The sequence below is a fragment of the Embleya scabrispora genome (assembly GCF_002024165.1).
GTDB lineage: Bacteria > Actinomycetota > Actinomycetes > Streptomycetales > Streptomycetaceae > Embleya > Embleya scabrispora_A.
The window spans coordinates 2164168-2188739 of sequence record NZ_MWQN01000001.1 but is presented as its reverse complement, the minus strand read 5'-3'; the positions used below and the strand labels follow the sequence as shown (position 1 = coordinate 2188739).

Below are 24572 nucleotides of genomic sequence, written 5' to 3'. Positions count from 1 at the left end.
AACCGGGGCCGGTCGTCGGATGAGAGTCCGAGGCCGGCCCTTTTGTGTTCCGGGGCCGACCTGGTGTGTGAATGATCAGAGGAGCAGCACAACGGCGACAACGATGTCTGAGTACGCGTGGCGGTCCGCCGTACTGAAGTCGGACCTTCCCGATCACCTGAAGCTGACGGGGGTCACCATGGCTCTGTGGGGGGATTACCGGACCGGTACCGAGGTTCGGCCGGCGATGGCCTCGGTGGCGGCCTGTAGGCGCCAATCGCGGGGCAACGTGACCCAGCACGTTGGCAGGCTCGTTGCGGCCGGATGGCTGCGCGATACGGGCCGGAAGCACCGGCGCGTGAAGGTCTATGAGTTGACCATTCCAGGGGCGCGAAGTGTGCCCCTGGAGGAACACAATATAAGTAAAGATCAGTTCGCTCGGACCCCCTCCGACGGGGGTCCGGATATCAGCGGAACGACCCTCGACACAGGGTCGTTCAATAGGCGACGGGTCACCAAGCCCCGTCGCCTTGATCGTCTGCTTGCAAGGATGTCCGAAGGGAAAAGCCCTTCGGACATTTCCAAGGATGTATTCGAGCAGTACGGCGGATCTCATCCGCCGTTTGATGGGGCGTGGCCGGACGCCCCGCGCCCCGATGGCACACCCGCGCCTTTCTAGGCGCCTGTAACGCATTCGTAGGAAGTCTCGGGTAATCCCATGAATGGGCTTACCCGAGACCGTTGAATCGAAGTGTGCGCCCGCGTTGGCTCGGCGCACGGGTGGGCGCTGGAGAGCGGAGGACGACCAGCGCCTTACGTCTCACTCGTGAGCTGCTTCGCCCTGGGGGCTCACGCGCGGCGGGGTGTCGCGGTCGCTACTCGACCGAGGTAGTTGCCAGTCAGCAAGTAGCTGACTGTCACCTTGATGGCCATCACGCATAGCGACACCGGCGCGGCTGAAGTGGCGTCACGCCGAGTACCGAACGTGACGGAATCACGGAATGCAACATCTGATGAAATCGAACATTCAACACTCATTGTCTATATGTGACCTAGCTCGCATCAACCCTCTTTGGGTCAAATGCGGGCAAGTACGGTCGTAAAGTCTGAAACCTGAAGGGTGGTGACCCCCTTCGGTCTTCGGACTTTCATGTGCGCGAAATGTCCGAATTTTTGTGATTGGTCACTTTGCCCTTCATGTCCGTTTTACCCATATGTCACCAAGGGTTACAAGTCACTAAGGGTAGTCAATTACAAAGAGTGATTATTGACAGGGGGTTGACATTTCGCGTTTCGACAGAATCGCGAAATCTCCAGAAATGACTACCCAGGGTGAAGCCGTAGCGAGTCGCGCCGGTCATGCCTACCGGTCGTGCGTCCTGCGGTCAAGCCCGCAGCGGGATTCCGTTGTGACGTATCAATTGTGACCGACGCCACTCTATTTCAGCCCTGGTTTGGGGTCGGTCGGTCGCCTCTTTAACCAGTGAGGGATATCCCGTTATGCAATGCCCGCCGGGTATTCCCGGTGGGCATTTCTCGTACTGGGGAGGTTCGAATCAAGACCCGCTCATGTTCTACCTGCGCATGCCCCCTGCCCCCGCCCAGCGGCCCCGGAAGGCCGCCGCGCTACTGCGGGGAGCGATGCAAGGGGCAAGCCCGCAGAGCGCGCCTGGAGGGCGCCCGGCAGGCGCTTGACACCGAGTACCGAACGGCCCTTTCCGAGTGGCGACGCAGCCACGGAACGGCCCGCTAGGCGGGCCGGCTTCACGAGGCCACCCCGCAGCACCCATCCCACCTGTCATGAGTTGTCGAGTCACAAGGAGACCGCTATTTGACCAATGCAAAGCAGAAGGCGCAGGCCGTATTGGAGACCCGCGCCGGTGTTTTCGCCGAGTACACCCGGACGCAGGACGACACGGCCATGGGCGCCGACGACAAGCGCAAGCGCCTGGAGGCGCTCGACAGCCGGCTGACCGAGCTGACCGCCGAGGCGAACGCCCTGGTGTCGCGCGCAGAGGCCGAGGCCGAACAGCGGGCCATGGAGTCCCGCGTGGGCGCGATCCTCAACCCCAACGGTGCACGCTCGGATGAGCGGGGCGGTTGGGGCGGGACGGACTTCCGCATCCCGTCGGCCCGTGAGTACGTAGAGGCTCGGGCGCTGACCACCGATCCAGCGTCGGCCGGCCTGACGGTTCCCAAGTCGGTCTACGACAAGTTCGTGGTGTCCCTGCGCAAGCGGTCGGCCGTGCTCGCGTCCGGCGTCAACCTGATCCCCATGGACGCCGGTTCCATGGTCATCCCGGTTGTGCGCGACGACGGCGCCGCGTCCGTCGTCGCCGAGGGCGCGACCATCCCCATGACCGACATGCAACTGTCGGACGCCGGCTTCCGGGCGTACAAGGTCGCGAAGATGATCACGATCACCAGTGAGTTGCTGGAGGACTCGGCGACCGACTTCCGACAGTCGGTCTCCGACGCGCTGACACGGTCGGTCGGCGCGACCGTCGATGACCTGTTCCTGAACGGGTCCGGCGTCAAACAGCCGTTGGGGCTGCTGAACACGCCCGGTGTGTCGAAGCGGGCGCTCGGCGCTGCGGTCACCCTGGATGACGTCAGTGACGAGATGGCAGCGATCGAAGCCGAGGGCGGCGTCCCGTCAGCGATCCTGGTGGACCCGGCAACGTTCAACGTCGTCCGCAAGTTGAAGGCGTCCACCGCCGGCACCTACCACTCGTCACCGTTCGTGGCGCAGGACGGACCCCGACAGGTGTGGGGCGCGAACCTGATCCCCGCGCCACGGCTTGCCCCGGGAACCGTCATCGTCATGGACCCCACGCAGGTGTTCACCGGGCTCCGGTCGGATGTCGTCCTCGCGTTCTCCGATCAAGTCCTGTTCACGGAAGACAAGACCGTCGCGCGCGTCACGTCCCGATGGGCCGGCGTCGGCCTGTCCGACATCAAGGCCGTGCGCATCCTCACCGGGACCGCCGGAGCGCTCCAGGGCGCACAGACGCTCTCGGCCGAGGCCGCCGCGCCTGCGCCCCGCAAGACCGCCCGCTAGACCTTCCAGCGGCCCTACGTGGCCGGGAACGCAACAGAGCCCCCGCCGACGGCGGGGGCTCTCTCGCGTTTACACGCTCAACGAGGCAGGGGCCGAATAGCCGTCCGATGCCCGTGTGTCGGAAGCGCGCTGGCCTCGGATGGTGTGGACGCAACCGGCAGCGGCGGGAAGGCGCATGCGTGCTCGGCGCACGCCCACAGCGTCCAGCCGGACGCGCCACGCCCGGACTCGATCACCTGCACGGGCACAAGCCCGGTGGTGACGTCACACCGGCAGCAGTGGCGGTACGACCGCGCGGGTATCACGCGAACACCCGTGCCGTGCCCGCAAGTTGCTGCCTGCATACCTCTGCCTGTTCGTGCGGCGCGAGCAGCATGTACCGAGGAACCAACCGCCCGACGTCCTCTGAGCCGTCGTCGGCGGGTAGGTCTGTGGACCACGGAACCGGGGCCGGGGGCTTGAGGGGCGCCGGGGCGGCCGGTGGGAAGTCGAGCCACGCGCCTTTCGGGCGGCTCTGCGGCTTGGGCTGTACGGGCCGCGCGGGGCGTGGGCGGATGGTCCGGTTACCTTGCCGGGCGTGCTTTCCGGCCGACTTCGGCGGGGTGAGCAGTCGGCGCAGCCATCCGAAAATGGCAGCGATAAAGTGGGTCACGTCGTCAGCTCCTTGCAAGGGGTCAGCTGATGGCTGCCTCGGGGACCGTGAGCGCGGTCGCCGGGGCTTTCTTCATTTGGTCGTCACGGTTTCGTCGTGAGCGGTGCTACTGGAGCCGGTAGGCGGCCCAAGCGCGTGCTGTGTCGGCGAGCGATCGAGCATGCGCACGTGCCTTCGGCGAACGGGCGATGTACTCCCACATGCCGGACAGCTTCACGGCGAACGCGTCGATCACCGGATCGGGCGCCTTCGCGAACGCGGGCACGTGCATGGCCCACGCTTCGGCCGCTTCGGGTGTGTGGCCGGCGTGCATGAGTCGGACGACCACGTAAGCGGAGTCGATCCACGCGGCGCCGCGTGCCGACCATGCCCAGTCAATCACGCGTACCCGACCGTCTTGGGTGAGCAGGTTGGCGGGGTGAAGGTCGGAGTGAACGAGGGTGTCCCCGTCAAGGAACGCGCCCCGTTCGAGTGTCGCGAGTCGCCCGATGCTCGTACGTGCCCACGGGTCAAGGTCGTTCGGCAACTTCGCGTAGACGGCAGCCCAACCGGGAGCGCTTCCCCACCTGTCGGCGATCGAGTGCAGCGCGGCGGACGGACACGGCGTCAACGCTTCGGCCATTGTCACAACCAGGTCGCCAACCATGTCCAGGTCGCCGGACGTCGGCGACAGCGACGGGTGCCGGCCGGGTACGTACTCGAACCCCAGCATGTGCCACCCGTCGCGCACGATGCTCCACAGCAACCGGGGCGCGAGCAACGCGGGCAGGAACGGCGCTACGGCGGCTTCGTTGCGGTGCGTCCACGCGTACGGCCGATCCGCCCGGACCCCCTTGCAAAACACCCGCCCGACGCGTGTTTCGAGGGTCGCCGAGAACTCCGAGGACCTGCCGAACTCGGGCGCGTGCATCGACCGGATGGGTCCGGTGTGCTGTTCGATCGTGTCCCGAACCGATGCGGGTAGCTCGGTCCATGCGTGGCGACGGGGCATCGTATGGCGCTCTCTCGTGAGGGTGGTCGGTGGCGGGGCGCCCCCGGGCGAGCGATCCGGCTCGGGGGCGCCCCTGCTCTGTCCGGGGTCACGGACTGTCGGAGCATCCCGCGTGGCACTGGGTGCAGTCGGCGGCGGCGACCGTCCACAGTTCGGCATCGACCGGGTGGCCGGCCGCCTTGATCCGCTCTGCGGTACGGGAGACCTCGGCCCGTGCGTCTGCCATGGTGCGTGGCGCCGGGTCGGGTACGTGGTGGACGAAGCGGCCGATCCGCTCGCAGTACTCGGCGTAGTCGATCGTGTGGAGCACCCACGCGTGCCAACCGACGTCAACCAGTGCGGACGGAGTCATGCGCGCTTCCGGGTTCGCCGCGCCGACCGCGAGGAAAACGGCCGTACCCGTCACGATCCGGTCGGCGAGTTCGGCGCCGATCTCGGGACGGTCCGCACGGATGCGGGTGATGAGCCTTGCGCGTACCGCGTCGGGGACAGGAACCCCCGTCGTGGCGGTCGGTGTGATCGTGCTTGTCATGCTCGTTCCACCTCTCGCTAGGCGTGCTGTGTCGGTGCCTTGCAGACCCCGCCCGACGTTCCCCAGAACCACCGGGCGGGGCGAATGCGGGGGGTCAGCGCGGTGGCTTGACCCGGTACAACTCGGAGCCCTTCAGCAGGTATGGCATGCCGTCCCCGCCGGCTTGCACCATGACCACTTGGTCGTTGTCGAGTCCGGGAGAGTCCTCGGCCCGCTCGACCCGTCCGGCGGGGTAGTCGTCGTGACCTCGGCCGGGCAGCGGGGCGACCCAATCACCAACGGCGTACCGCTCGACAACCGGCCGGGGCTCCTCACGCGGGGGCAACTCGCGCGCCACGACAACCGGCGCCGCTACTCCGTCAGAATCGACAACGAAGCCCGCTGCCCGACTCACGGCGTCAACCGGGGCAGTGAGGTTCCGACGATTCGGCGGTATCGCTCACGCGCCTTGCGGATGATCTGCGCCCGCTGCTCACGCTCAACCGAGTTCAGTGGCAGCGTCCGCCCATCGCTGCGCTCGTTGTGGCGCGAACGTTCGTACGCGTTTTGCTCCATGCCAGACTCCGCCCTCATCGCATCGAGTGAGCTAGTCCACTGTATCTGTGAACTAGGTTGCTCTCTACGGTTCGGATGGAATTCACCTAGGCTGGAGAGTGAACTAGTTTGCCTGCCAAGCTTTGGAGCGACGTGGTGCCCGACAGCAGCAACCGCACATTTGCTCGAATTGCAGATCACTACCGATCCAAGATCCTCAGCGGCGAATTGCCGGGCGGTGATCGGCTTCCGAGTAACAAGGAACTTGCGAACACGTGGGGAGTGGCTACGGCGACGGTCGGACGCGCACTCCAGCAACTTCAGGTAGAGGGGTACATCCGGACGTCTCCGCGTGGCACGTTCGTGGCGGACGACCCGAAGACGGCAGCAACCGCCCGGGATCGGCTCGGGCGCGTGATACGGCTGCGTACTCACCTCATGGACGGCGAGACCATCACCGTGACGTCGGCGGCATTGGTCGTGCCACCGCTCTACGTTGCCGAGATCTTCGACCTTGACCACGGCGATCAGGTCGTACGGCGGGAGTTCACGGCCGGTCGCGGACAGACCAAGACACTATTCGGTGTCAACTGGTATCCCGCGCCGTTTGCCGTACTGGTGCCCGCGCTGCTCAGCACGTCCAGGAGCAAGGCGGACGACATCACGGCCAAGGTCCTTGAGGCTACGAAGCGTCATGTCACGGATGCGCGCGATGACATGCACGCCCGTCCGGCGGACGCCCGGGAAGCCAGCCACCTTGGGCTGCCGATCGGTGCTCCGATCCTCGCCGGGGCACACCGGTGGGCGGATGATGACGGGATAATCGAGTACGGCGAGTGGTGCCTTCCTCCCAGGTTCACACTCGGCTACGCGTACAACCCGCAACCGTAACGGGGAGCCCGGGAGGGCGTGTCCCTCCCAGGCTTCTGGCGAACTTCCTTGGCGTTCCGGGAAGTTCAAAATCCGTCAAAGCCCCCGATCGACCAGCGGTCGGGGGCTTTGCTATGCCTCGGAATCGGTGGGGTCAGTACCGGTCGCCGAGACCCTGTACGGCGGTCACTGCCCGGCTGGAGGCCATGTCCGCCGCGTACCGACGCAGCATGCTGCGGTCGGTCCATCCGCCGGCTTCCATGACGTCCTCCTCAGACACGTCCGACGCCAACAGGTCATCAGCCCAGGTGTGCCGGAACATGTGCGGCGCGACTGCGCCGTAACCGGCCTGTTCGGCCCGCCGGTTGAGCATGCGATACAACCCGCTGTACTTCAGGTGACCGCGTCCACGCGTACCCAGCCACAACCACTCGGAACGAGACAGCTTGTGCGTCTCGCGTGCCCGGAGGTAGCGGCGCAGCGCGATCACGGTCTTGGGCTGCAAGGGGACCAGGCGCCCCTTTGCGGCGCCCCGGCCGCTCTTGAGCGGCACGATCTGTGCAACGCCCTGGTCGAGAAGCACGGTCGAGACCTGGAGCATGAGCAGCTCTGTTGCGCGTACACCGTCGGTCAGTACGCGGATGATCGCGTGATCCCGGACGGTCTCGAAGTCGCGCACGCGCGGACTGCTGTTGCCCGTGGCCTTGAGCATGTCCCCGACGAAGTCCCGGGACAGCGTCTGTGGGCGCCCCGCCTTCGGTGCCGAGTACCGGACCAACCCCTTGCCCGTGTAGGGGTGTTCGTGGTCGTACTCCTCCTGAAGCCATGTGAACAGGTGTCGTAGGTTGCGTTGCTTCGTGTTCGTGGCACCCGTGTACGTGTCGCCGGTCGCCTGGTCGTGTTCGCGGTGGTACCAGCGGAAGAAGCGGTTCAGGGTGTCCGTGTCGCACGCGGTGAAGTCGCCTGTGACCTTCTTTTCGGTCATCCACTTGTCGAGCGCGATCACCGCGTCTCGGTACGCGCCGATCGTGCGCGGTGCGTACGGCCGGCCGTAGCGGTTGTTGATGGTGCGCAAGTGGCTGGTGTACTCGGCCAACTGTCGGGCGCGAGCGTCGGCGCTCGACCCCTTCACCGGCCCCCGCGCCTTCAGCGCGTGCGTCTGGTCGCCCATGGCGGCGATTCGGAACGGGCTCTTGCGCCCGGTTGTCACAGTGGCGGTCATGCGCCGGTCCCCATCGTCAGGGGTGTCAGACAGGCGCTCCTACGCAACAAAAAAGCCGCAAGGCGTCTGGTCTAACACCGTCAAATACGGTGGACCGTTCAGCTTTGCGGCCTGTTTCCGCTGGTCACAGCGGTTGAGGTGCCCCTGGCAGGATTCGAACCTGCGCACACGGCTCCGGAGGCCGTTGCTCTATCCCCTGAGCTACAGGGGCTCGGGTGACGTGAACATTACCAGTTCTTCGGGGGCGGTTGCGAAGGGGTTGGGGGTGGGGGTGGGTGGGGTGGGGACGAGATGTGCGGATCGGGCCCCCTCGTGGGGGTGGGGGGCCTAACCTCACTGGCGTGGGCGGGATTGGTGGTGAGGCGGCGCGGGTCCTTGTCGTGGATGACGACGAGGTGATTCGGCGGCTGATCGCGGTCAATCTGCGGCTGGAGGGGTTCGTGGTGAGCACCGCCCGCGATGGGGAGGAGTGTCTGCGGCTCGTGCACGAGGTGCGGCCGGATCTGGTGACGCTCGACGTGGTCATGCCGCATCTGGACGGGATCGGGACGGCTGCGCGGTTGCGGGCGGATCCGCGGACCAAGGGGCTGAAGATCTTGATGATCAGTGCCTGTGCGCAGGACGAGGATTTCTCGCGGGCCCGGGCGGTGGGGGTCGACGGGTATCTGACCAAGCCGTTTCATCCCGAGCAGTTGATTCGGCTCGTGCGGGCGCTGTCGCCGGAGCCGGGGACCGGACTGTCACCCGAATGACCTACCCCGCCCGCCGGGCGGGTCGGTCGGCGGGTCGCCTACCCTTGTGCGCGTGACCCCCGCAGAGCTTTCGCAGTCAGTGTTGTCCGCGGTTCGTGCCGCCGTCGAGGCGGGCGAGCTCGCCGTTGCCGTGCCCGAGAGCACGACGGTGGAGCGACCGAAGAACCGCGAGCACGGCGACTACGCGACGAACATCGCGCTGCAGCTCGCGAAGCCGGCGAAGCGGGCGCCGCGGGAGATCGCCGAGCTGTTGGCCGCGCGCATCGCGCGGGTGCCCGGCATCACGAAGGTCGACGTGGCCGGTCCCGGCTTCCTCAACATCACGGTCGACACCGCCGCCCAGGGCGAGCTGGCCCGCGCCATCGTCGACGCCGGCGCCGACTACGGCAGCAACAACGCGTTCGACGGGCTGAAGATCAACCTTGAGTTCGTGTCCGCCAACCCGACCGGGCCGATCCACATCGGCGGGGTGCGCTGGGCCGCCGTCGGCGACTCGCTCGGGCGGATCCTGCGCGCGTCCGGCGCCGACGTCACGACCGAGTACTACATCAACGACGCCGGCGTACAGATCGACAAGTTCGGCAAGTCGCTGATGGCGGCGGCGAACAAGCGGCCCGTGCCCGAGGACGGCTACGTCGGCGCGTACATCAACGACATCGCCGCCGACATCCTCGCCGAGCACCCCGACGTGCTCGGCATGGACGAGGCCCTTCAGGAGAAGATCTTCCGGGCCACCGGACTGCGGCTGATGGTCGCCGAGATCCAGCGCTCGATGGAGAACTTCGGCGCGCACTTCGACGTCTGGTTCTCCGAGACCACGCTGCACGCCTCCGGCGCGGTGGAGAAGGCGATCGAGCGGCTGCGCGAGCAGGGCCACGTCTACGACGACAACGGCGCGATCTGGCTGCGCACCACGGACTACGGGGACGACAAGGACCGTGTCCTGATCAAGTCCGACGGTGAGAAGACCTACTTCGCCTCCGACGCCGCGTACTACCTGAACAAGCGCGACCGGGGCAACGAGGTCGCCGTGTACATGCTCGGCGCCGACCACCACGGCTACGTCGGGCGGCTCAAGGCGATCGTGGCCTGCGCGGGCGACGACCCCGAGCACAACATCGAGGTCATCGTCGGCCAGTTCGTGAAGATGATGCGCGCCGGCGAAGAGGTCCGGATGTCCAAGCGCGCGGGCAACATCATCACCATCGACGACGTCGTGGAGTGGATCGGCGTCGACGCCGCGCGCTACTCGCTGGCCCGCTCGTCCACCGACTCCACCATCACCCTCGACATCGACATCCTCACGTCGCACAAGAACGAGAACCCGGTGTTCTACGTTCAGTACGCGCACGCGCGGATGTCCTCCGTCGAGCGCAAGGCGGCCGAACGCGGCATCGTCAAGGGCGAGTTCAAGCCGGAACTGCTCTCCACCGAGTGGGAGTCCGACCTGCTGGGCATGCTCGGCGAGTTCCCGCGCGTGGTCGCCAAGGCCGCCGAGATGCGCGAGCCGCACCACGTCGCGCGCTACCTCGAACAGTTGGCCGGCACGTACCACCGCTTCTACGACCACTGTCAGATCCTGCCGAAGGGCGAGGAAGCGGTCACCGACCTGACGTACGCCCGAATGTGGCTGGCCGAAGCCGCGAAAACCGTGGTGGCCAACGGCCTCGCCCTCCTGGGGGTGTCCGCCCCCGAGCGCATGTGACGGATCGTCACAACGCAACAGGCGACAGGTCGAAGGCCGGGCGGAAGTACTTGCCCGGCCTTCGGTCGTACCCGCCCCGACGCACAGACGGACACCACCGCCGGATACGGCCGGCCGGCACCGACCGACATCCACCGCCGGACCCGCCCGACGGACACCCCCGACACCCACCGACGCCCTGACCCCAAGGGGAGCACCACGACATGAGCCGCTCCGCCCACCCCGCCGGTCCCCGCCACGCGGACGTCCTGCCCGACGGCGCACCGCCCGTCGCGCCGGAGGACCTGGCCCTGCTCGACCCGAAGATCTGGCCCACCACCGCCGCCCGCGGGGCCGACGGCGTGGTCACCGTCGCCGGCCTGGACGTCCGCGACCTGGCCCGCGAGTTCGGCACCCCCGCCTACATCCTGGACGAGGCCGACTTCCGGGCCCGCTGCCGGGACTGGCGCGAGGCGTTCGAGGGCGCCGACGTGTTCTACGCCGGCAAGGCCTTCCTCTGCCGCGCGCTCGTGCGCTGGATCGCCGAGGAGGGCCTGAACCTGGACGTGTGCACCGCCGGCGAACTCGCCATCGCGCTGTCCGCCGGCATGGACCCGGCCCGGATCGCCTTCCACGGCAACAACAAGTCCACCGACGAACTCGACCGCGCCCTCGACGCCGGCGTCGGCCGGATCGTGGTCGACTCCTTCGAGGAGATCAGCCGGCTCGCCTTCCTGGCCGACCGGCGCGGTGTCCGGCAAAAGGTGCTGGTCCGGATCACCGTCGGGGTCGAGGCGCACACCCACGAGTTCATCGCCACCGCGCACGAGGACCAGAAGTTCGGCTTCTCGCTCGCCGACGGGCAGGCCGCCGAGGCGGTGCGCCGGATCCGCAAGCTCGACGCGCTCGAACTGATCGGCCTGCACTCGCACATCGGCTCGCAGATCTTCGACACGGCCGGCTTCGAGGTCGCCGCGCGCCGCGTGGTCGGCCTGCTGGTCGCGGTCCGCGACGAGCACGGGGTGGAGCTGCCCGAGATCGACCTCGGCGGCGGCCTCGGCATCGCCTACACCTCCGCCGACGACCCGCAGCAGCCCGCCACGATCGCCGCCTCGCTCCTGGACATCGTGCGCCGCGAGTGCGCGGCGGCCGGCCTGGCCGCGCCCCGGCTGTCCGTCGAACCCGGCCGGGCGATCGCCGGACCGGGCACGTTCACCCTGTACGAGGTGGGCACCATCAAGCCCCTGGAGGGCCTGCGCACCTACGTCAGCGTCGACGGCGGGATGTCGGACAACATCCGCACCGCGCTCTACGACGCCGAGTACACCGTGACGCTCGTCTCCCGGACCAGCGACGCCGCGCCGATGCTCTCGCGCGTGGTGGGCCGGCACTGCGAGTCCGGCGACATCGTCGTGCGCGACGCGTACCTGCCCGCCGACCTGGCCCCCGGCGACCTGATCGCGGTGCCGGCCACCGGCGCCTACTGCCGCTCGATGGCGAGCAACTACAACCACGTGACCCGCCCCCCGGTGATCGCGGTACACGACGGCGAGGCGCGCGTGATCGTGCGCCGCGAGACCGAAGCGGACCTGCTGGCCCTCGACGTCGGCTGAGCGGGACACCTCGTCGGGGGCCGCCAGCCGGCGGCCCCCGCGCACGGGAGAAAATCGACGGGAGAAAATCCCGTCGGCACCGAGTCGAGCCGCAAGAATTCCCGTCTCGGATCCTGGACCACAGCCGGTTCCGGCCCGGATCCGAGCGACACTTGTCGGCACTGCCCGTCGCCGGAAACCCGCCGGGACGGCAGACTCGGACAACCTTTGTCTTCGAGAAGTGAGGTCGGATGATGCGTACGCAGCCGCTGAAGGTGGCGCTGCTCGGTTGTGGTGTGGTCGGCTCCGAAGTGGCCCGCATCATGACGACGCACGCGACCGACCTCGCCGCCCGGATCGGGGCCCCCGTCGAACTCGCCGGCGTGGCCGTACGCCGGGGCGGGCGCGAGCGCGCGGGCATCGACCCCGCGCTGATCACCACCGACGCCGTCGAACTCGTCAAACGCGACGACATCGACGTGGTGGTCGAGGTGATCGGCGGCATCGAGCCCGCCCGCGGACTGATCCTGTCCGCGATGGAGCACGGCGCCTCCGTGGTCTCCGCCAACAAGGCCCTGCTCGCCGAGGACGGCTCGACGCTGCACGCCTCCGCCGCGAAACACGGCGTGGACCTCTACTACGAGGCCGCCGTCGCCGGCGCCATCCCGCTCCTGCGTCCGCTGCGCGAGTCGCTGGCCGGCGACAAGGTCGAGCGGGTGCTCGGCATCGTCAACGGCACCACCAACTTCATCCTGGACCGGATGGACACCACCGGCGCCGGCTTCGCCGAGGCGCTGGACGAGGCCACCGCGCTCGGCTACGCCGAGGCCGACCCCACGGCCGACATCGAGGGCTTCGACGCCGCCGCCAAGGCCGCGATCCTGGCCGGCCTGGCGTTCCACACCCGGGTGACCGCGGCCGATGTGTACCGCGAGGGCATCACCGAGGTCAGCGCCGCCGACGTGGCCTCGGCCAAGGCGATGGACTGCGTGGTGAAACTGCTCGCGATCTGCGAGCGCGGCGCCGACGGGCAGAGCGTGAGTGCCCGCGTACACCCCGCGATGATTCCGCGCTCGCACCCGCTCGCGTCGGTGCGCGAGGCGTACAACGCGGTCTTCGTCGAGTCGGAGGCGGCCGGGCAGTTGATGTTCTACGGCCCCGGCGCCGGTGGCGCGCCGACCGCCAGCGCGGTCCTGGGCGACCTGGTCGCGGTCTGCCGCAACAAGCTCTCCGGCGCCACCGGGCCCGGCGAATCCGCGTACGCGGCGCTCACCCCGCAGCCGGTGGGCATCGCCCGCACCCGCTACCACCTGAGCCTGGACGTGGCCGACCGCGCCGGTGTCCTGGCCCAGGTCGCCGCGGTCTTCGCCCAGCACGATGTGTCCATCGACACGGTGCGTCAACAGGGCCGGGACGGGGATGCCACACTCGTGATCGTCACCCATACCGCCACCGACGCCGCGCTCGCGGCGACCGTCGCCGATCTGCGCGGTATGGACATCGTCCGTGACATCGCAGGCATCATGCGGGTCGAAGGGGAGTAGAGGACCGTGAGCGCGCTCAAGGAAGGCGTCCGCACCACACAGTGGCGCGGGGTCATCAAGGAATACCGCGACCGACTGCCGGTCTCGGCGAGCACACCGGTGGTCACCCTGCGTGAGGGTGGCACGCCGCTGGTCCCGGCCCAGGTGCTCTCCGAGCGCACCGGATGTGATGTTCACCTCAAGGTCGAGGGGGCCAATCCGACCGGGTCCTTCAAGGACCGCGGGATGACGATGGCCATCTCCAAGGCCAAGGAGGCGGGGGCCCAGGCGGTCATCTGCGCCTCCACCGGCAACACCTCGGCCTCCGCCGCGGCCTACGCGGTGCGCGCCGGCATGGTGTGCGCCGTACTCGTTCCGCAGGGCAAGATCGCGCTCGGCAAGATGGGCCAGGCCCTCGTGCACGGCGCGCGCATCCTGCAGGTCGACGGCAACTTCGACGACTGCCTGACCCTGGCCCGCGATCTGGCCGAAAAGTATCCGGTCGCGCTGGTGAACTCGGTCAACCCGGTGCGCATCGAGGGCCAGAAGACCGCCGCCTTCGAGATCGTGGACATGCTCGGCGACGCGCCCGACATCCACGTGCTGCCGGTCGGCAACGCGGGCAACATCACCGCGTACTGGAAGGGCTACGGCGAGTACGCCGCCGACGGCCTCGCGGCCCGCCGCCCGCGCATGTGGGGCTACCAGGCGGCCGGTTCGGCGCCGCTGGTCAACGGCGCGCCGGTGCTTTCGCCGCAGACGATCGCCACCGCGATCCGGATCGGCAACCCCGCCTCGTGGGACCTCGCGATCGCCGCGCGGGACGAATCCGGCGGCCACATCGAGTCGGTGACCGACCGTCAGATCCTGTCGGCCTACCGCCTCCTGGCCGCGCAGGAGGGCGTCTTCGTGGAGCCCGCGTCCGCCGCGAGTGTGGCCGGATTGCTCCAGGCGGCCGAACAGGGCCGGGTCGACCCGGGTCAGCGGATCGTCTGCACGGTCACCGGCAACGGCCTCAAGGACCCCGACTGGGCCGTCGCCGGCGCGCCCAAGCCGATCGTCGTCCCGATCGACGCCGCCGCCGCGGCCGCGCAACTCGGCCTGGGCTGACCGCACACCGCACACGCACACCGCACTCGGCGTCGACCACGACGCGTCGGCCACCCGCGAAAGCGGGTGGCCGACGCGCACGCGCCACGACGACACGCGCGACAACCACCGCCTTCGGCACCGATACGTGTAACGCCCACATGGGCCGAGTCGCACCCCCGCGAAGCCGATACCCGCGCGGCCGACACTCCCGAAGTCGAATTCCCTCCGAAGCCGCACACCCGCGAATATCCGCCGGGAATGCCGCCCGCCAAGCGAGCGACTCGGAAAAAGTCGCCAGTCGAGCGACCGAGTGGGACACGCCCGGCGCGAGCCCCACCACGGCCCCTTCGAGCCGCTCGGCGGGCGTACCCGATTCGGCCACCCACCCGCGTGCTCCGGCGGCACATCCGCCCGAAGTGCCTGGTCGGCGTCCCGGCCCGACGCGCGCGACGGCCGTCCGGCGCGGCCATTCGGGCGCACCGCCGGCAGAAACACCCGATCGGCGCACGATCGGCGACAAGATCGAATCAGGTCGGTCCATGATCGACCGCCGACCGCCACCGATCCTTTTCGATCCCATTTCCGGTACCAATCCCACGACGCGGTGGTTACGGTGTCCCGCGAGGGAACGCACCTTCGGTAGGCTGATCACCGGACGCGACCTTCCACTCGTTCCGCGGCGCATGCCGCCCGAGTCTCGCGTCTGTTCCTGCCGTTCCGCAGCACCCGCGATTTCCCGAACGCGCCACCGGTTCGGACCGTCCCGCGAAGGTGCCCGGAACTCCACGAGGAGGAGTGTCCACGCGTATGGCCGGCCCCGCATTCCGTGCCGCCCCCGTCCGGGTTCGCGTCCCGGCCACGAGCGCCAACCTGGGTCCCGGGTTCGACGCGTTCGGACTCGCGCTCGGACTGTACGACGACGTCGCGATCCGGGTCGCGGACGAGGGCTTGTCGATCGACATCGCAGGTGAGGGCGCCGACGACCTGTCCCGCGACGAGAACCACCTGGTCGTTCGCGCGGCCCACGCCGCGTTCGAGGCGATGGGCGGCCGCCCGCCCGGCCTGGACGTCGTCTGCGCCAACCGCATCCCGCACGGCCGCGGCCTGGGTTCGTCGGCCGCCGCCATCTGCGCCGGGGTGATCGCCGCCCGGGCGCTGACCATAGGCGGCGCCGAACGGCTCGACGACGAGGCCGCGCTCGCCCTGGCCACCGAACTCGAAGGACACCCCGACAACGTCGCGGCGTGTCTGCTCGGCGGCTTCACCATCGCGTGGACCGACGAGGACGGCCCCCGGGCGGTGCGATCGAGCCCCGACCGGGGTATATCTCCCGTCGTGTTCGTACCTTCCACCCCGCTGTCCACCGAGGTCGCGCGCGGTCTGCTGCCGGCCAAGGTGACCCATCGCGACGCCTCGGCCAACGCGGGGCGCGCCGCGCTGCTGGTCACCGCGCTCACCTCGCGGCCCGATCTGCTCTTCGCCGCGACCGAGGATCGACTGCACCAGACGTACCGGGCGCCCGCGATGCCGGCGAGCGCCGAATTGATCGACAAGCTGCGCGCACAGGGGATGGCCGCGGTCGTCTCCGGCGCGGGGCCGACCGTACTCGCCCTGGTCACACCCGACCGCGTGGACGAGGCGATCGGCACTGCCGGGCCCGATTGGGTGGTTCGGCAATTGGACGTGGACGGGGCCGGAGCAAGCGTCATGCCACTGGCGTGACCTGCGTACTCGCCGTTCGTTGGCAGTACGCCCGGTAGGTCGGAACCGGACCGGCGGCACACTCGGCGCAGCCGGGCGGCGAGTCGGCGACGGTGACGGCGGTGGATCCGTTCACTCCACCGCATTACCGCAGGAACTGCGTCACCGGAGAAAAATGGGCTGTGCCGGGGGAGCGATGGGGTGGGGGAATGTCTCTTGGGTCCGGTAGTGTTAGCGTCATCACCGCACCAGATCCCCCGCCCGCACAGGGTTGGGCGCGTTCGGTGCTCTGTGGCCACGATCCTTTGGGAGTTTCCCCTCCTGCCTGTCCTTCGTGACGAACGTGGCTCCCCGATACAGACCGGCGGGACCACCGCGCCGCGTCGAGCTCATCCCGGGGACCCGAGGGCTGTTCCTTCGCAGGAAGTCGAGCCCCTACAGGAATACGAGCCCCCACAGGCATATATGAGCCCGATCCTCGCAGTACCGGGCACATTTTCGATGATTCCCGCCATCCGGCGGACCACCGCACCGGACCGCACTGGAAGCGGGACGGACAGCACAACCGGTCGCCGAGCCCCCTCAAGGCCGACGCCCGCTCCAGGGAAGGACCCTTCGTGAGCGACACCACCGAACTCATGGACGCAACGCCGCAGGCCGCGTCCGCCTCGGGTGACGCGGCTGCCACCGCGGACGCCCCCGCTCCCGCCACGCGGCGCCGCCGCTCGACGGGCACCGGCCTCAACGGCATGGTGCTGGCGGAGCTGCAGCAGGTCGCCACCGGTCTCGGCATCAGCGGCACCGGCCGCATGCGCAAGAGCCAGCTGATCGAGGCCATCCAGGCGAAGCAGGGTGGTTCGGACGCCGCTCCCGCCGCCGCTGCCGCCACGAAGCCGGCCCGGGCGACCAGGGCCAAGGCCGCCGCCGCCACCGCGGCGGACAACGGCGCGGCGCCCGTCGAGGCCCCCGCCGTCGCCGCCGAGGCACCGGCCGCGGAGGCGCCCACCCGGACCCGCCGGGCCGCCCGGACGCGCGTGGCGGTCGAGACCGCCACGCAGATCGAGATCCCGGAGCAGGCCGCCGCCGAGGCGCCCGCCAACGGGCGTGGGCGGCGTGAGCAGGGCGAGCCGACCGCCGAGGTCGCCGAGACCGGCACGCGCCGTCGTGGCGAGCGGGCCGAGCGCGCCGAGCGCGCCGAGGAGCAGGGCGAGCAGCGCGAGGGCGGCGAGCGCGAGGGCCGCCGCGAGCGGCGCGAGCGCGGCCAGAACCGGCGCGACCGCGGCGAGCGCAACAACGAGCGCGGCGAGCGCCCCGAGCGCGGTGAGCGTGCGGAACGCGGCGAGCGTGGCGAGCGCAACAACGAGCGCGGCGACCGCGGCAACGACCGCGGTGACCGGGCCGAGCGCGGCGAGCGCGGCAAGCAGCAGCAGCAACAGCAGCAGCAGGACAACGGCCCGCTGGACGACGACGACTTCGAGGGCGGCGGCCGTCGGCGTCGTGGCCGCTACCGCGACCGCAACCGTCGTCGCGGCGGCCGCGAGGGCTTCGAGACCAACGAGCCCGTGCTGGCCGACGACGACGTCCTGGTCCCCGTCGCGGGCATCCTGGACATCCTCGACAACTACGCCTTCGTGCGGACCTCGGGCTACCTGCCCGGTTCCAACGACGTGTACGTCTCGCTCGCCCAGGTCCGCAAGAACGGCCTGCGCAAGGGTGACGCGATCGTCGGCGCGGTGCGTCAGCCGCGCGACGGCGAGCGTCGGGAGAAGTTCAACGCCCTCGTGCGGCTGGACACGGTCAACGGCATGGAGCCGGAACAGGCCCGCCAGCGCTCCGACTTCAACAAGCTGACCCCCCTGTACCCGCAGGACCGGCTGCGTCTGGAGACCGACTCCAGCGCGCTGACCACGCGGATCATCGACCTCGTGTCGCCGATCGGCAAGGGCCAGCGCGGCCTGATCGTCGCGCCGCCGAAGGCGGGCAAGACGATGGTGCTCCAGGCGATCGCCAACGCGATCACCGTGAACAACCCCGAGTGCCACCTGATGGTCGTGCTCGTGGACGAGCGCCCCGAAGAGGTCACCGACATGCAGCGGTCGGTGAAGGGCGAGGTCATCTCCTCGACCTTCGACCGCCCCGCCGAGGACCACACGATCGTCGCCGAGCTGGCCATCGAGCGGGCCAAGCGCCTGGTCGAGCTGGGCCACGACGTGGTCGTGCTGCTCGACTCGATCACCCGCCTGGGCCGCGCGTACAACCTCGCGGCGCCCGCCTCCGGCCGCATCCTGTCCGGTGGTGTCGACTCGACCGCGCTGTACCCGCCGAAGAAGTTCTTCGGCGCCGCGCGCAACATCGAGAACGGCGGCTCGCTGACCATCCTCGCCACCGCGCTCGTCGAGACCGGCTCGCGCATGGACGAGGTGATCTTCGAGGAGTTCAAGGGCACCGGCAACATGGAGCTCAAGCTCGACCGCAAGCTCGCCGACAAGCGCATCTTCCCGGCGGTGGACGTGGACGCGTCCAGCACCCGCAAGGAAGAGATCCTGATGGCGCACGACGAACTCGCGGTGGTCTGGAAGCTGCGCCGGGTGCTGCACGCGCTCGACCAGCAGCAGGCGATCGAACTGCTCCTGGACAAGATGAAGAAGACCAAGAGCAACGGCGAGTTCCTCATGCAGATCCAGAAGACCACGCCGATGCCGAACGACTAGTCGGGCCCAGGCGTGGGGTCCGGGGGTCGCTCCCGGACAGGCACAGTCAGAAGACCACGCCGATGCCGAACGACTAGTCGGGCCCAGGCGTGGGGTCCGGGGGTCGCTCCCGGACAGGCACAGTCAGAAGACCACGCCGATGCGAACGACTAGTCGATCGCCGACTGCTCGTTACTCGTAATACGTAAGACATGGCAGCGCGTCTGCCGGGAGGGAATGCCGCGACCCCGGTCGTGGTTGGGCGGTACAGACCCTGATTTGGGTCCGGTCGCCCCCTCCTGGCAGACTGCTCTGTCGGCCCCGGTTCACGTGATGCCCATTCGGGCGTACGACCCGGCGCCCTCCCGAACCTCAAGGAGACTCCCGTGAAGCCCGACATCCACCCCGAGTACGTGGAGACCACCGTCACCTGCGGCTGTGGCTCGACGTTCACCACGCACAGCACCGCGACGAGCGGCCAGATCCGCGTCGAGGTCTGTTCGCAGTGTCACCCGTTCTACACGGGGAAGCAGAAGATCCTCGACACGGGCGGCCGGGTGGCGCGCTTCGAGAAGCGTTTCGGTACGCAGCCGGTGGCCGGCAAGAAGTAGCGACCCTGCGGCGCCGGAGGAGCGGTGGGCCTTGTCCAAGGTCCGCCCCGCCCCTCCGGCGCCGTTCGTTTGTCTCCGGAAGCCGTACGCCACGAGCCGGTCCCGAAAGGCCGTCCGGCTCCGGCAGCCCCGTCGTCACCGATCCCGCCGAGTTCGCGGCCACAACCAGAGGAGCCCCCAGTGTTCGAGGCGATGGACGACCTGCTCGCCGAGCACGCCGACCTGGAGCGGCAACTCGCCGACCCGGCCGTGCACACTGACCAGACGCGCGCCCGCACCCTCGGGCGGCGCTATGCCGAGCTGGGGCCGATCGTGGACGCCTACCGGCAGTGGTCCAGTGCCGCCGACGACGTCGAGGCGGCCCGCGAACTGGTCGCCGAGGACCCGGACTTCGCCGCCGAGGCGGCCGAGGCCGAGGAGCGCCGCGAGGAGTGCGCGGAGAAGTTGCGCCGACTGCTCGTGCCGCGCGACCCGGCCGACGACAAGGACGTGATCCTGGAGGTCAAGGCGGGGGAGGGCGGCGAGGAATCCGCCCTGTTCGCGGGCGACCTGCTGCGGATGTACCTGCGCTACGCCGAACGCGCCGGCTGGAAGACCGAGATCCTCGAGTCCAACGAGTCCGACCTCGGCGGCTACAAGGACGTCCAGGTCGCGGTGAAGACCAAGGGCAACCCCGCGCCCGGTGAGGGCGTCTACGCCCGGCTGAAGTTCGAGGGCGGCGTGCACCGCGTACAGCGGGTGCCCGCCACCGAGTCGCAGGGCCGCATCCACACCTCCGCGGCCGGCGTCCTGGTCCTGCCCGAGGCGGAGGACGTCGAGGTCGAGATCAACGCCAACGACCTGCGCATCGACGTGTACCGCTCGTCCGGTCCCGGCGGCCAGTCGGTCAACACCACCGACTCCGCGGTGCGCATCACACACCTGCCCACCGGCATCGTGGTCTCCTGCCAGAACGAGAAGAGCCAACTCCAGAACAAGGAGTCGGCCATGCGCATCCTGCGCGCGCGGATGCTCGCCGCGGCCCAGGAGGAGGCCGACAAGGAGGCCTCCGACGTGCGCCGCAGCCAGGTCCGCACGGTGGACCGCTCCGAGCGCATCCGGACGTACAACTTCGCGGAAAACCGGATTTCCGACCACCGCGTGGGCTACAAGGCGTACAACCTGGACCAGGTGCTCGACGGCGATCTCGATCCGGTCATCCAGGCGTGTGTGGACGCCGACATGGCCGCCCGGCTCGCCCACCAATAACGGAGACGAGATGAACCTGCTGCTCGCCGAGGTGGCCCAGGCCACCCTGCGACTGGCCGACGCGGGCGTTCCCTCTCCGCGCTTCGATGCCGAGGAACTGGCGGCGTTCGTGCACGGCGTCAAGCGTGGCGCCCTGCACACGGTCGCCGACGGGGACTTCGACGCGCGGTTCTGGGAGGCCGTCGCGCGCCGCGAGGCCCGCGAGCCGCTGCAGCACATCACCGGGCGCGCGTTCTTCCGCTACCTCGAACTCGAGGTGGGTCCGGGCGTGTTCGTACCCCGCCCGGAGACCGAGGTGGTGGTCGGGTGGGCGATAGACGCGCTGCGCGCGATGGACGTGGCCGAGCCGCTCGTGGTGGACCTGTGCACCGGCTCCGGCGCGATCGCGCTCGCGGTCGCGCAGGAGGTGCCGCGCTCGGTGGTGCACGCCGTCGAGCTGGACCCGGGCGCCTACGCCTACGCCGAACGCAACGCGAGCGGGTCGCGGGTGATCCTGCACCGGGGCGACGCGCTCTCCGCGCTGCCGCAGCTGGACGGCACGGTCGACCTGGTGATCAGCAATCCGCCCTACGTGCCGCTGGAGGAGCGGGACGAGATGGCCCCCGAGGCGCGCGACCACGATCCGGAGCTGGCGCTGTTCTCCGGGCCGGACGGGCTCGACTTCATCCGGGTCCTGGCCAAGACCGCCTACCGGTTGTTGCGGCCCGCGGGGCTCGTGGTGGTCGAGCACGCGGACACCCAGGGCGGCGCGGTGCCGTGGATCTTCAACGAGGAGGCCGGCTGGGTGGACGCGGCCGACCACCGCGACCTGACCAACCGCCCCCGCTTCACCACCGCACGCAAGGAAGGCGCGTGAACCGCGCGCCCCGCTCGGCGACCGGACCCGCGCGGCCCGTGCCACCCGCACCATCCGCACTGCCCGCACCCCCCGCTTCGCCCGTACCGCCCGTATCGTTTCCGGAGGTAAGTGCCCGATGAGCCGACGCTACGACTGCTCCGACGCGATGGACCGCGGGCTCGGCCTGCGGGAGGCGACCGGGTCGATCAAGCGCGGCGATCTGGTCGTGCTGCCGACGGACACCCTCTACGGCATCGGCGCGGACGCCTTCACCCCGCACGCGGTGCACGCGCTCCTGGACGCCAAGGGGCGCGGTCGCAACATGCCCTCGCCCGTCCTGGTCGGCTCGCCCAACACGCTGCACGGACTGGTCACGGGCTTTCCCGAGGTCGGGTGGGAACTGGTCGACGCGTTCTGGCCGGGAGCGCTGACCATCGTGGCCTTCCACCAGCCGTCGCTGATGTGGGATCTGGGCGATACGCGCGGCACGGTCGCGGTGCGCATGCCGCTGCACCCGGTGGCGATCGAGCTGTTGACCGAGACCGGGCCGATGGCGGTCAGCAGCGCGAACCGGTCCGGCAACCCGGCGGCGACCACCGTGGACGAGGCCGAGGCGCAGCTCGGCGATTCGGTGTCGGTGTACCTGGACGGCGGCAGCTGCCCCTCCACCGCGCCGTCCTCGATCGTCGATCTGACCGCCGGCCGCCCCCGGCTGCTGCGCGAGGGCGCCCTGTCGTTGGAGACGTTGCGCGAGGTCGTTCCCGACCTGGAGGGCGTGAATTGACCGCGCCCCCTCCGGCCGGCCGGCCCCTCGGGCACACCTACGGGCCCTACGGCTCCGCGGCCGACTCGTTCCGGATCCTGTTCGTGTGCACGGGGAGCATCTGCCGCTCGCCGATCGCCGAACGGCTGGCGCGGCTCGGCCTGCAGCGTCGGCTCGCCGCGGACGACGCGGTGCGGCTGAGCGTGCAAAGCGCCGGGACCTGGGGCCACGAGGGTGCGCCGATGGAGCCGCACGCGGCCGAGGTGCTGCTCGAATACGGCGCCGACCCGGGCGACTTCCACGGGCGCGAACTGCTCGACGAGCATGTCGCCGAGGCGGACCTGGTGCTCACCGCGACCCTGGACCACCGCGCGCACGTGGTGTCGATGGGGCACGCGTCGGGCCTGCGCACCTTCACGCTGAAGGAGTTCACCCGGCTGGTCGCGGTGCTGGAACGCGCCCCCTACCCCGAGCGCGACCTGGTCCAGCGCGGGCGTTCGCTGGTCCGGGCCGCCGCGGCGCTGCGCGGGCGGTTGGCCGCGCCGGATCCGGAGTGGGACGAGGTGGCCGATCCGTACGGCGCGCCGCTGAGCGTGTTCCGGGCGTGTGCCTCCGACATCGGCTCGGCGCTGGACCCGGTCCTGACCGCGCTCACCGGCCACCCCGCGCACACGCACTGACCGGCGCGCCCCGACGGCCCCCGGAGGGTGTGCCCGCGCGCGGCCCGACGACGGCGCGGAATCGGCCCCGGAAGGCCCTGTCCGTGTCCGCCCCCCCGCCCTATCGTGGAGAGGCCCCCGCGGCCTTGAGGAGCGATGCCATGGGCACTCCCGACGCCCCGTCAACTCCCTTCTGGGGACCGGACTTCCTCGCGCTGCGGCGAGAGGATCCGGAGATCGCCGAGGTGCTGCTCGGCGAGTTGGCCCGGCAGCGCGGCGACCTCCAGTTGATCGCCGGGGAGAACTTCGCCTCCCCGGCCGTGCTCGCCGCGCTGGGCAGCACGCTCGCCAACAAGTACGCCGAGGGTTATCCCGGGCGGCGCTACTTCGGCGGCTGCGCCGAGGCGGACCGGGCCGAGCAGCTCGCGGTGGGCCGGGCGCTGGCCCTGTTCGGCGCCGAACACGCCAACGTGCAGCCGCACTCGGGCACCGCCGCGAACCTGGCGGTGTACGCGGCGCTGCTGGGCCCGGGCGAGACGATCCTGGCCATGTCGCTGCCGCACGGCGGGCATCTGACCCACGGCTCCCGGGTGAACTTCTCCGGACGTTGGTTCCACGCGGTGGCCTACGGGGTCCGCGAGGGCGACGAGCGGATCGACTACGAGCAGGTCCGGGACCTGGCCCGGGCGCATCGGCCCCGGCTGATCGTGTGCGGGGCGAGCGGGTATCCGCGCGTGGTCGACTTCGCCGCCTTCCGCCGCATCGCCGACGAGGTGGGCGCCTACCTGATGGTGGACGCGGCGCACTTCGCGGGACTGGTCGCGGGCGACGCGACGGCCTCGCCGGTCCCCTTCGCCGACGTGGTCACCGCGACCACGCACAAGGTGCTGCGCGGGCCGCGCGGCGGACTGATCCTGTGCCGCGAGGAGTTCGCCGAGCGGATCGACCGCGCGGTGTTCCCGTTCAGCCAGGGCGGCCCGCACATGCACGCGGTGGCCGCGAAGGCGGTCGCGCTGCGGGAGGCGGGCACCCCGGCGTACCGCGCCTACGCGCGCCGGGTGGTGGCCAACGCGCAGGCCCTGGCGCAGGGATTGCAGGCCGAGGGGCTGCGGCCGGTCACCGGCGGCACCGACACCCACATGGCGCTGCTCGACCTGCGGGGGATCGGGGTGAGCGGTCGGGACGCGGAGCGCCGCTGCGAGCGGGCCGGGATCACCCTGAACAAGAACGCGATCCCGTTCGACCCGGCCAAGCCGATGATCGCGTCCGGAATCCGGGTCGGTACGGCCGCGGTGACCACGCAGGGCATGACCGAGACGGACATGAAGGAGATCGCCCTCCTGCTGGGTCGTGCGGTGCGCGAGGACGACCCGGCGGTCCTGGGCGAGGTGCGGGCGGCGGTCGGCGAGTTGGTGGCCACACATCCGGCCTATCCGAGGCGGTGAGAGCCGGCGGCGGGACGCGGGCCGGCGGGCCCGACGAGACCTATGCGACCGACGGGCCGCAATCGCCCTCCGGGGTGGCTGGGATCAGGGTGTTTGTGGTTACGTGTGGGGCGACGGGCCGGTGGTGGCACCA

Annotated in this window: 20 protein-coding genes and 1 tRNA gene; 15 read left to right on the top strand and 6 right to left on the bottom strand. The window is 69.7% G+C overall.

Going from position 1 to position 24572, the window contains the following annotated elements:
* Nucleotides 1–1810 precede the first annotated feature (1810 nt).
* The gene (locus B4N89_RS09455; RefSeq protein WP_078975449.1) at nt 1811–3040 is read left to right on the top strand and encodes a phage major capsid protein; all 1230 of its coding nucleotides are present in this window, start codon (nt 1811–1813) and stop codon (nt 3038–3040) included.
* Nucleotides 3041–3798: 758 nt separating this feature from the next.
* Here the strand turns inward: B4N89_RS09455 and B4N89_RS09450 are convergent.
* The 4 genes from B4N89_RS09450 to B4N89_RS49705 all read right to left on the bottom strand — a co-directional run bounded on the left by B4N89_RS09450 (nt 3799) and on the right by B4N89_RS49705 (nt 5770).
* Entirely contained in the window at nt 3799–4602 is an 804-nt protein-coding gene (locus B4N89_RS09450) for a phosphotransferase (RefSeq protein ID WP_161500677.1), read from the bottom strand.
* 169 nt (nt 4603–4771) lie between these two features.
* Nucleotides 4772–5215: a glycine-rich domain-containing protein gene (locus tag B4N89_RS09445; protein ID WP_078975447.1), complete on the bottom strand. Its 444-nt coding sequence runs from the start codon at nt 5213–5215 to the stop codon at nt 4772–4774.
* Nucleotides 5216–5309: 94 nt separating this feature from the next.
* Nucleotides 5310–5552, bottom strand: coding sequence for a hypothetical protein (locus B4N89_RS09440; RefSeq protein ID WP_078975446.1), 243 nt, complete (start codon nt 5550–5552; stop codon nt 5310–5312).
* 53 nt (nt 5553–5605) lie between these two features.
* The gene (locus B4N89_RS49705) at nt 5606–5770 is read right to left on the bottom strand and encodes a hypothetical protein (RefSeq protein ID WP_161500676.1); all 165 of its coding nucleotides are present in this window, start codon (nt 5768–5770) and stop codon (nt 5606–5608) included.
* 135 nt (nt 5771–5905) lie between these two features.
* Here B4N89_RS49705 and B4N89_RS09435 point away from each other — a divergent pair, with 135 nt between their 5' ends.
* Nucleotides 5906–6640 (top strand): GntR family transcriptional regulator, encoded by a 735-nt coding sequence (locus B4N89_RS09435; protein WP_078979228.1) that lies wholly within the window; start codon nt 5906–5908, stop codon nt 6638–6640.
* Between the two features lie 133 nt (nt 6641–6773).
* Here the strand turns inward: B4N89_RS09435 and B4N89_RS09430 are convergent, their stop codons facing one another.
* Both B4N89_RS09430 and B4N89_RS09425 read right to left on the bottom strand, forming a co-directional pair.
* Nucleotides 6774–7841, bottom strand: coding sequence for a tyrosine-type recombinase/integrase (locus B4N89_RS09430; RefSeq protein ID WP_235618539.1), 1068 nt, complete (start codon nt 7839–7841; stop codon nt 6774–6776).
* A gap of 139 nt (nt 7842–7980) precedes the next feature.
* Nucleotides 7981–8052, bottom strand: a tRNA-Arg gene (locus B4N89_RS09425).
* 130 nt (nt 8053–8182) lie between these two features.
* On the opposite strand from B4N89_RS09425, the gene B4N89_RS09420 reads away from it, so the two are divergent.
* From B4N89_RS09420 to glyA, 13 genes are all read left to right on the top strand, one after another.
* Nucleotides 8183–8593 carry a response regulator gene (locus B4N89_RS09420; RefSeq protein WP_235618538.1) on the top strand — a complete coding sequence of 137 codons (411 nt, stop codon included), beginning with the start codon at nt 8183–8185 and terminating at the stop codon, nt 8591–8593.
* Between the two features lie 52 nt (nt 8594–8645).
* Nucleotides 8646–10298: an arginine--tRNA ligase gene (argS, locus tag B4N89_RS09415; protein WP_078979225.1), complete on the top strand. Its 1653-nt coding sequence runs from the start codon at nt 8646–8648 to the stop codon at nt 10296–10298.
* Between the two features lie 203 nt (nt 10299–10501).
* Nucleotides 10502–11890: a diaminopimelate decarboxylase gene (lysA, locus tag B4N89_RS09410; RefSeq protein WP_078975445.1), complete on the top strand. Its 1389-nt coding sequence runs from the start codon at nt 10502–10504 to the stop codon at nt 11888–11890.
* A 230-nt stretch (nt 11891–12120) separates the two neighbouring features.
* Complete coding sequence (locus tag B4N89_RS09405; protein WP_078975444.1) at nt 12121–13413, top strand: homoserine dehydrogenase; 1293 nt, start codon at nt 12121–12123, stop codon at nt 13411–13413.
* A 6-nt stretch (nt 13414–13419) separates the two neighbouring features.
* The gene (gene thrC / locus B4N89_RS09400) at nt 13420–14502 is read left to right on the top strand and encodes a threonine synthase (RefSeq protein ID WP_078975443.1); all 1083 of its coding nucleotides are present in this window, start codon (nt 13420–13422) and stop codon (nt 14500–14502) included.
* A gap of 789 nt (nt 14503–15291) precedes the next feature.
* Nucleotides 15292–16206, top strand: a complete 915-nt coding sequence (gene thrB, locus B4N89_RS09395) for a homoserine kinase (RefSeq protein WP_078975442.1) — start codon at nt 15292–15294, stop codon at nt 16204–16206.
* Nucleotides 16207–16802: 596 nt separating this feature from the next.
* Nucleotides 16803–18896, top strand: a complete 2094-nt coding sequence (gene rho / locus B4N89_RS09390; protein WP_201260820.1) for a transcription termination factor Rho — start codon at nt 16803–16805, stop codon at nt 18894–18896.
* Between the two features lie 365 nt (nt 18897–19261).
* On the top strand, nt 19262–19486 hold the full coding sequence (rpmE, locus tag B4N89_RS09385; RefSeq protein WP_078975440.1) for a 50S ribosomal protein L31: 225 nt from the start codon (nt 19262–19264) through the stop codon (nt 19484–19486).
* A 180-nt stretch (nt 19487–19666) separates the two neighbouring features.
* Nucleotides 19667–20734, top strand: coding sequence for a peptide chain release factor 1 (prfA, locus tag B4N89_RS09380; protein ID WP_078975439.1), 1068 nt, complete (start codon nt 19667–19669; stop codon nt 20732–20734).
* A 10-nt stretch (nt 20735–20744) separates the two neighbouring features.
* On the top strand, nt 20745–21590 hold the full coding sequence (gene prmC, locus B4N89_RS09375) for a peptide chain release factor N(5)-glutamine methyltransferase (protein ID WP_078975438.1): 846 nt from the start codon (nt 20745–20747) through the stop codon (nt 21588–21590).
* Between the two features lie 118 nt (nt 21591–21708).
* Nucleotides 21709–22356, top strand: coding sequence for an L-threonylcarbamoyladenylate synthase (locus B4N89_RS09370; RefSeq protein ID WP_078975437.1), 648 nt, complete (start codon nt 21709–21711; stop codon nt 22354–22356).
* Nucleotides 22353–23015 (top strand): low molecular weight phosphatase family protein, encoded by a 663-nt coding sequence (locus B4N89_RS09365; protein WP_078975436.1) that lies wholly within the window; start codon nt 22353–22355, stop codon nt 23013–23015. The genes B4N89_RS09370 and B4N89_RS09365 overlap by 4 nt, the downstream gene beginning before the upstream one ends.
* Nucleotides 23016–23155: 140 nt before the next feature.
* Nucleotides 23156–24439, top strand: coding sequence for a serine hydroxymethyltransferase (gene glyA / locus B4N89_RS09360; RefSeq protein ID WP_078975435.1), 1284 nt, complete (start codon nt 23156–23158; stop codon nt 24437–24439).
* Nucleotides 24440–24572 lie beyond the last annotated feature (133 nt).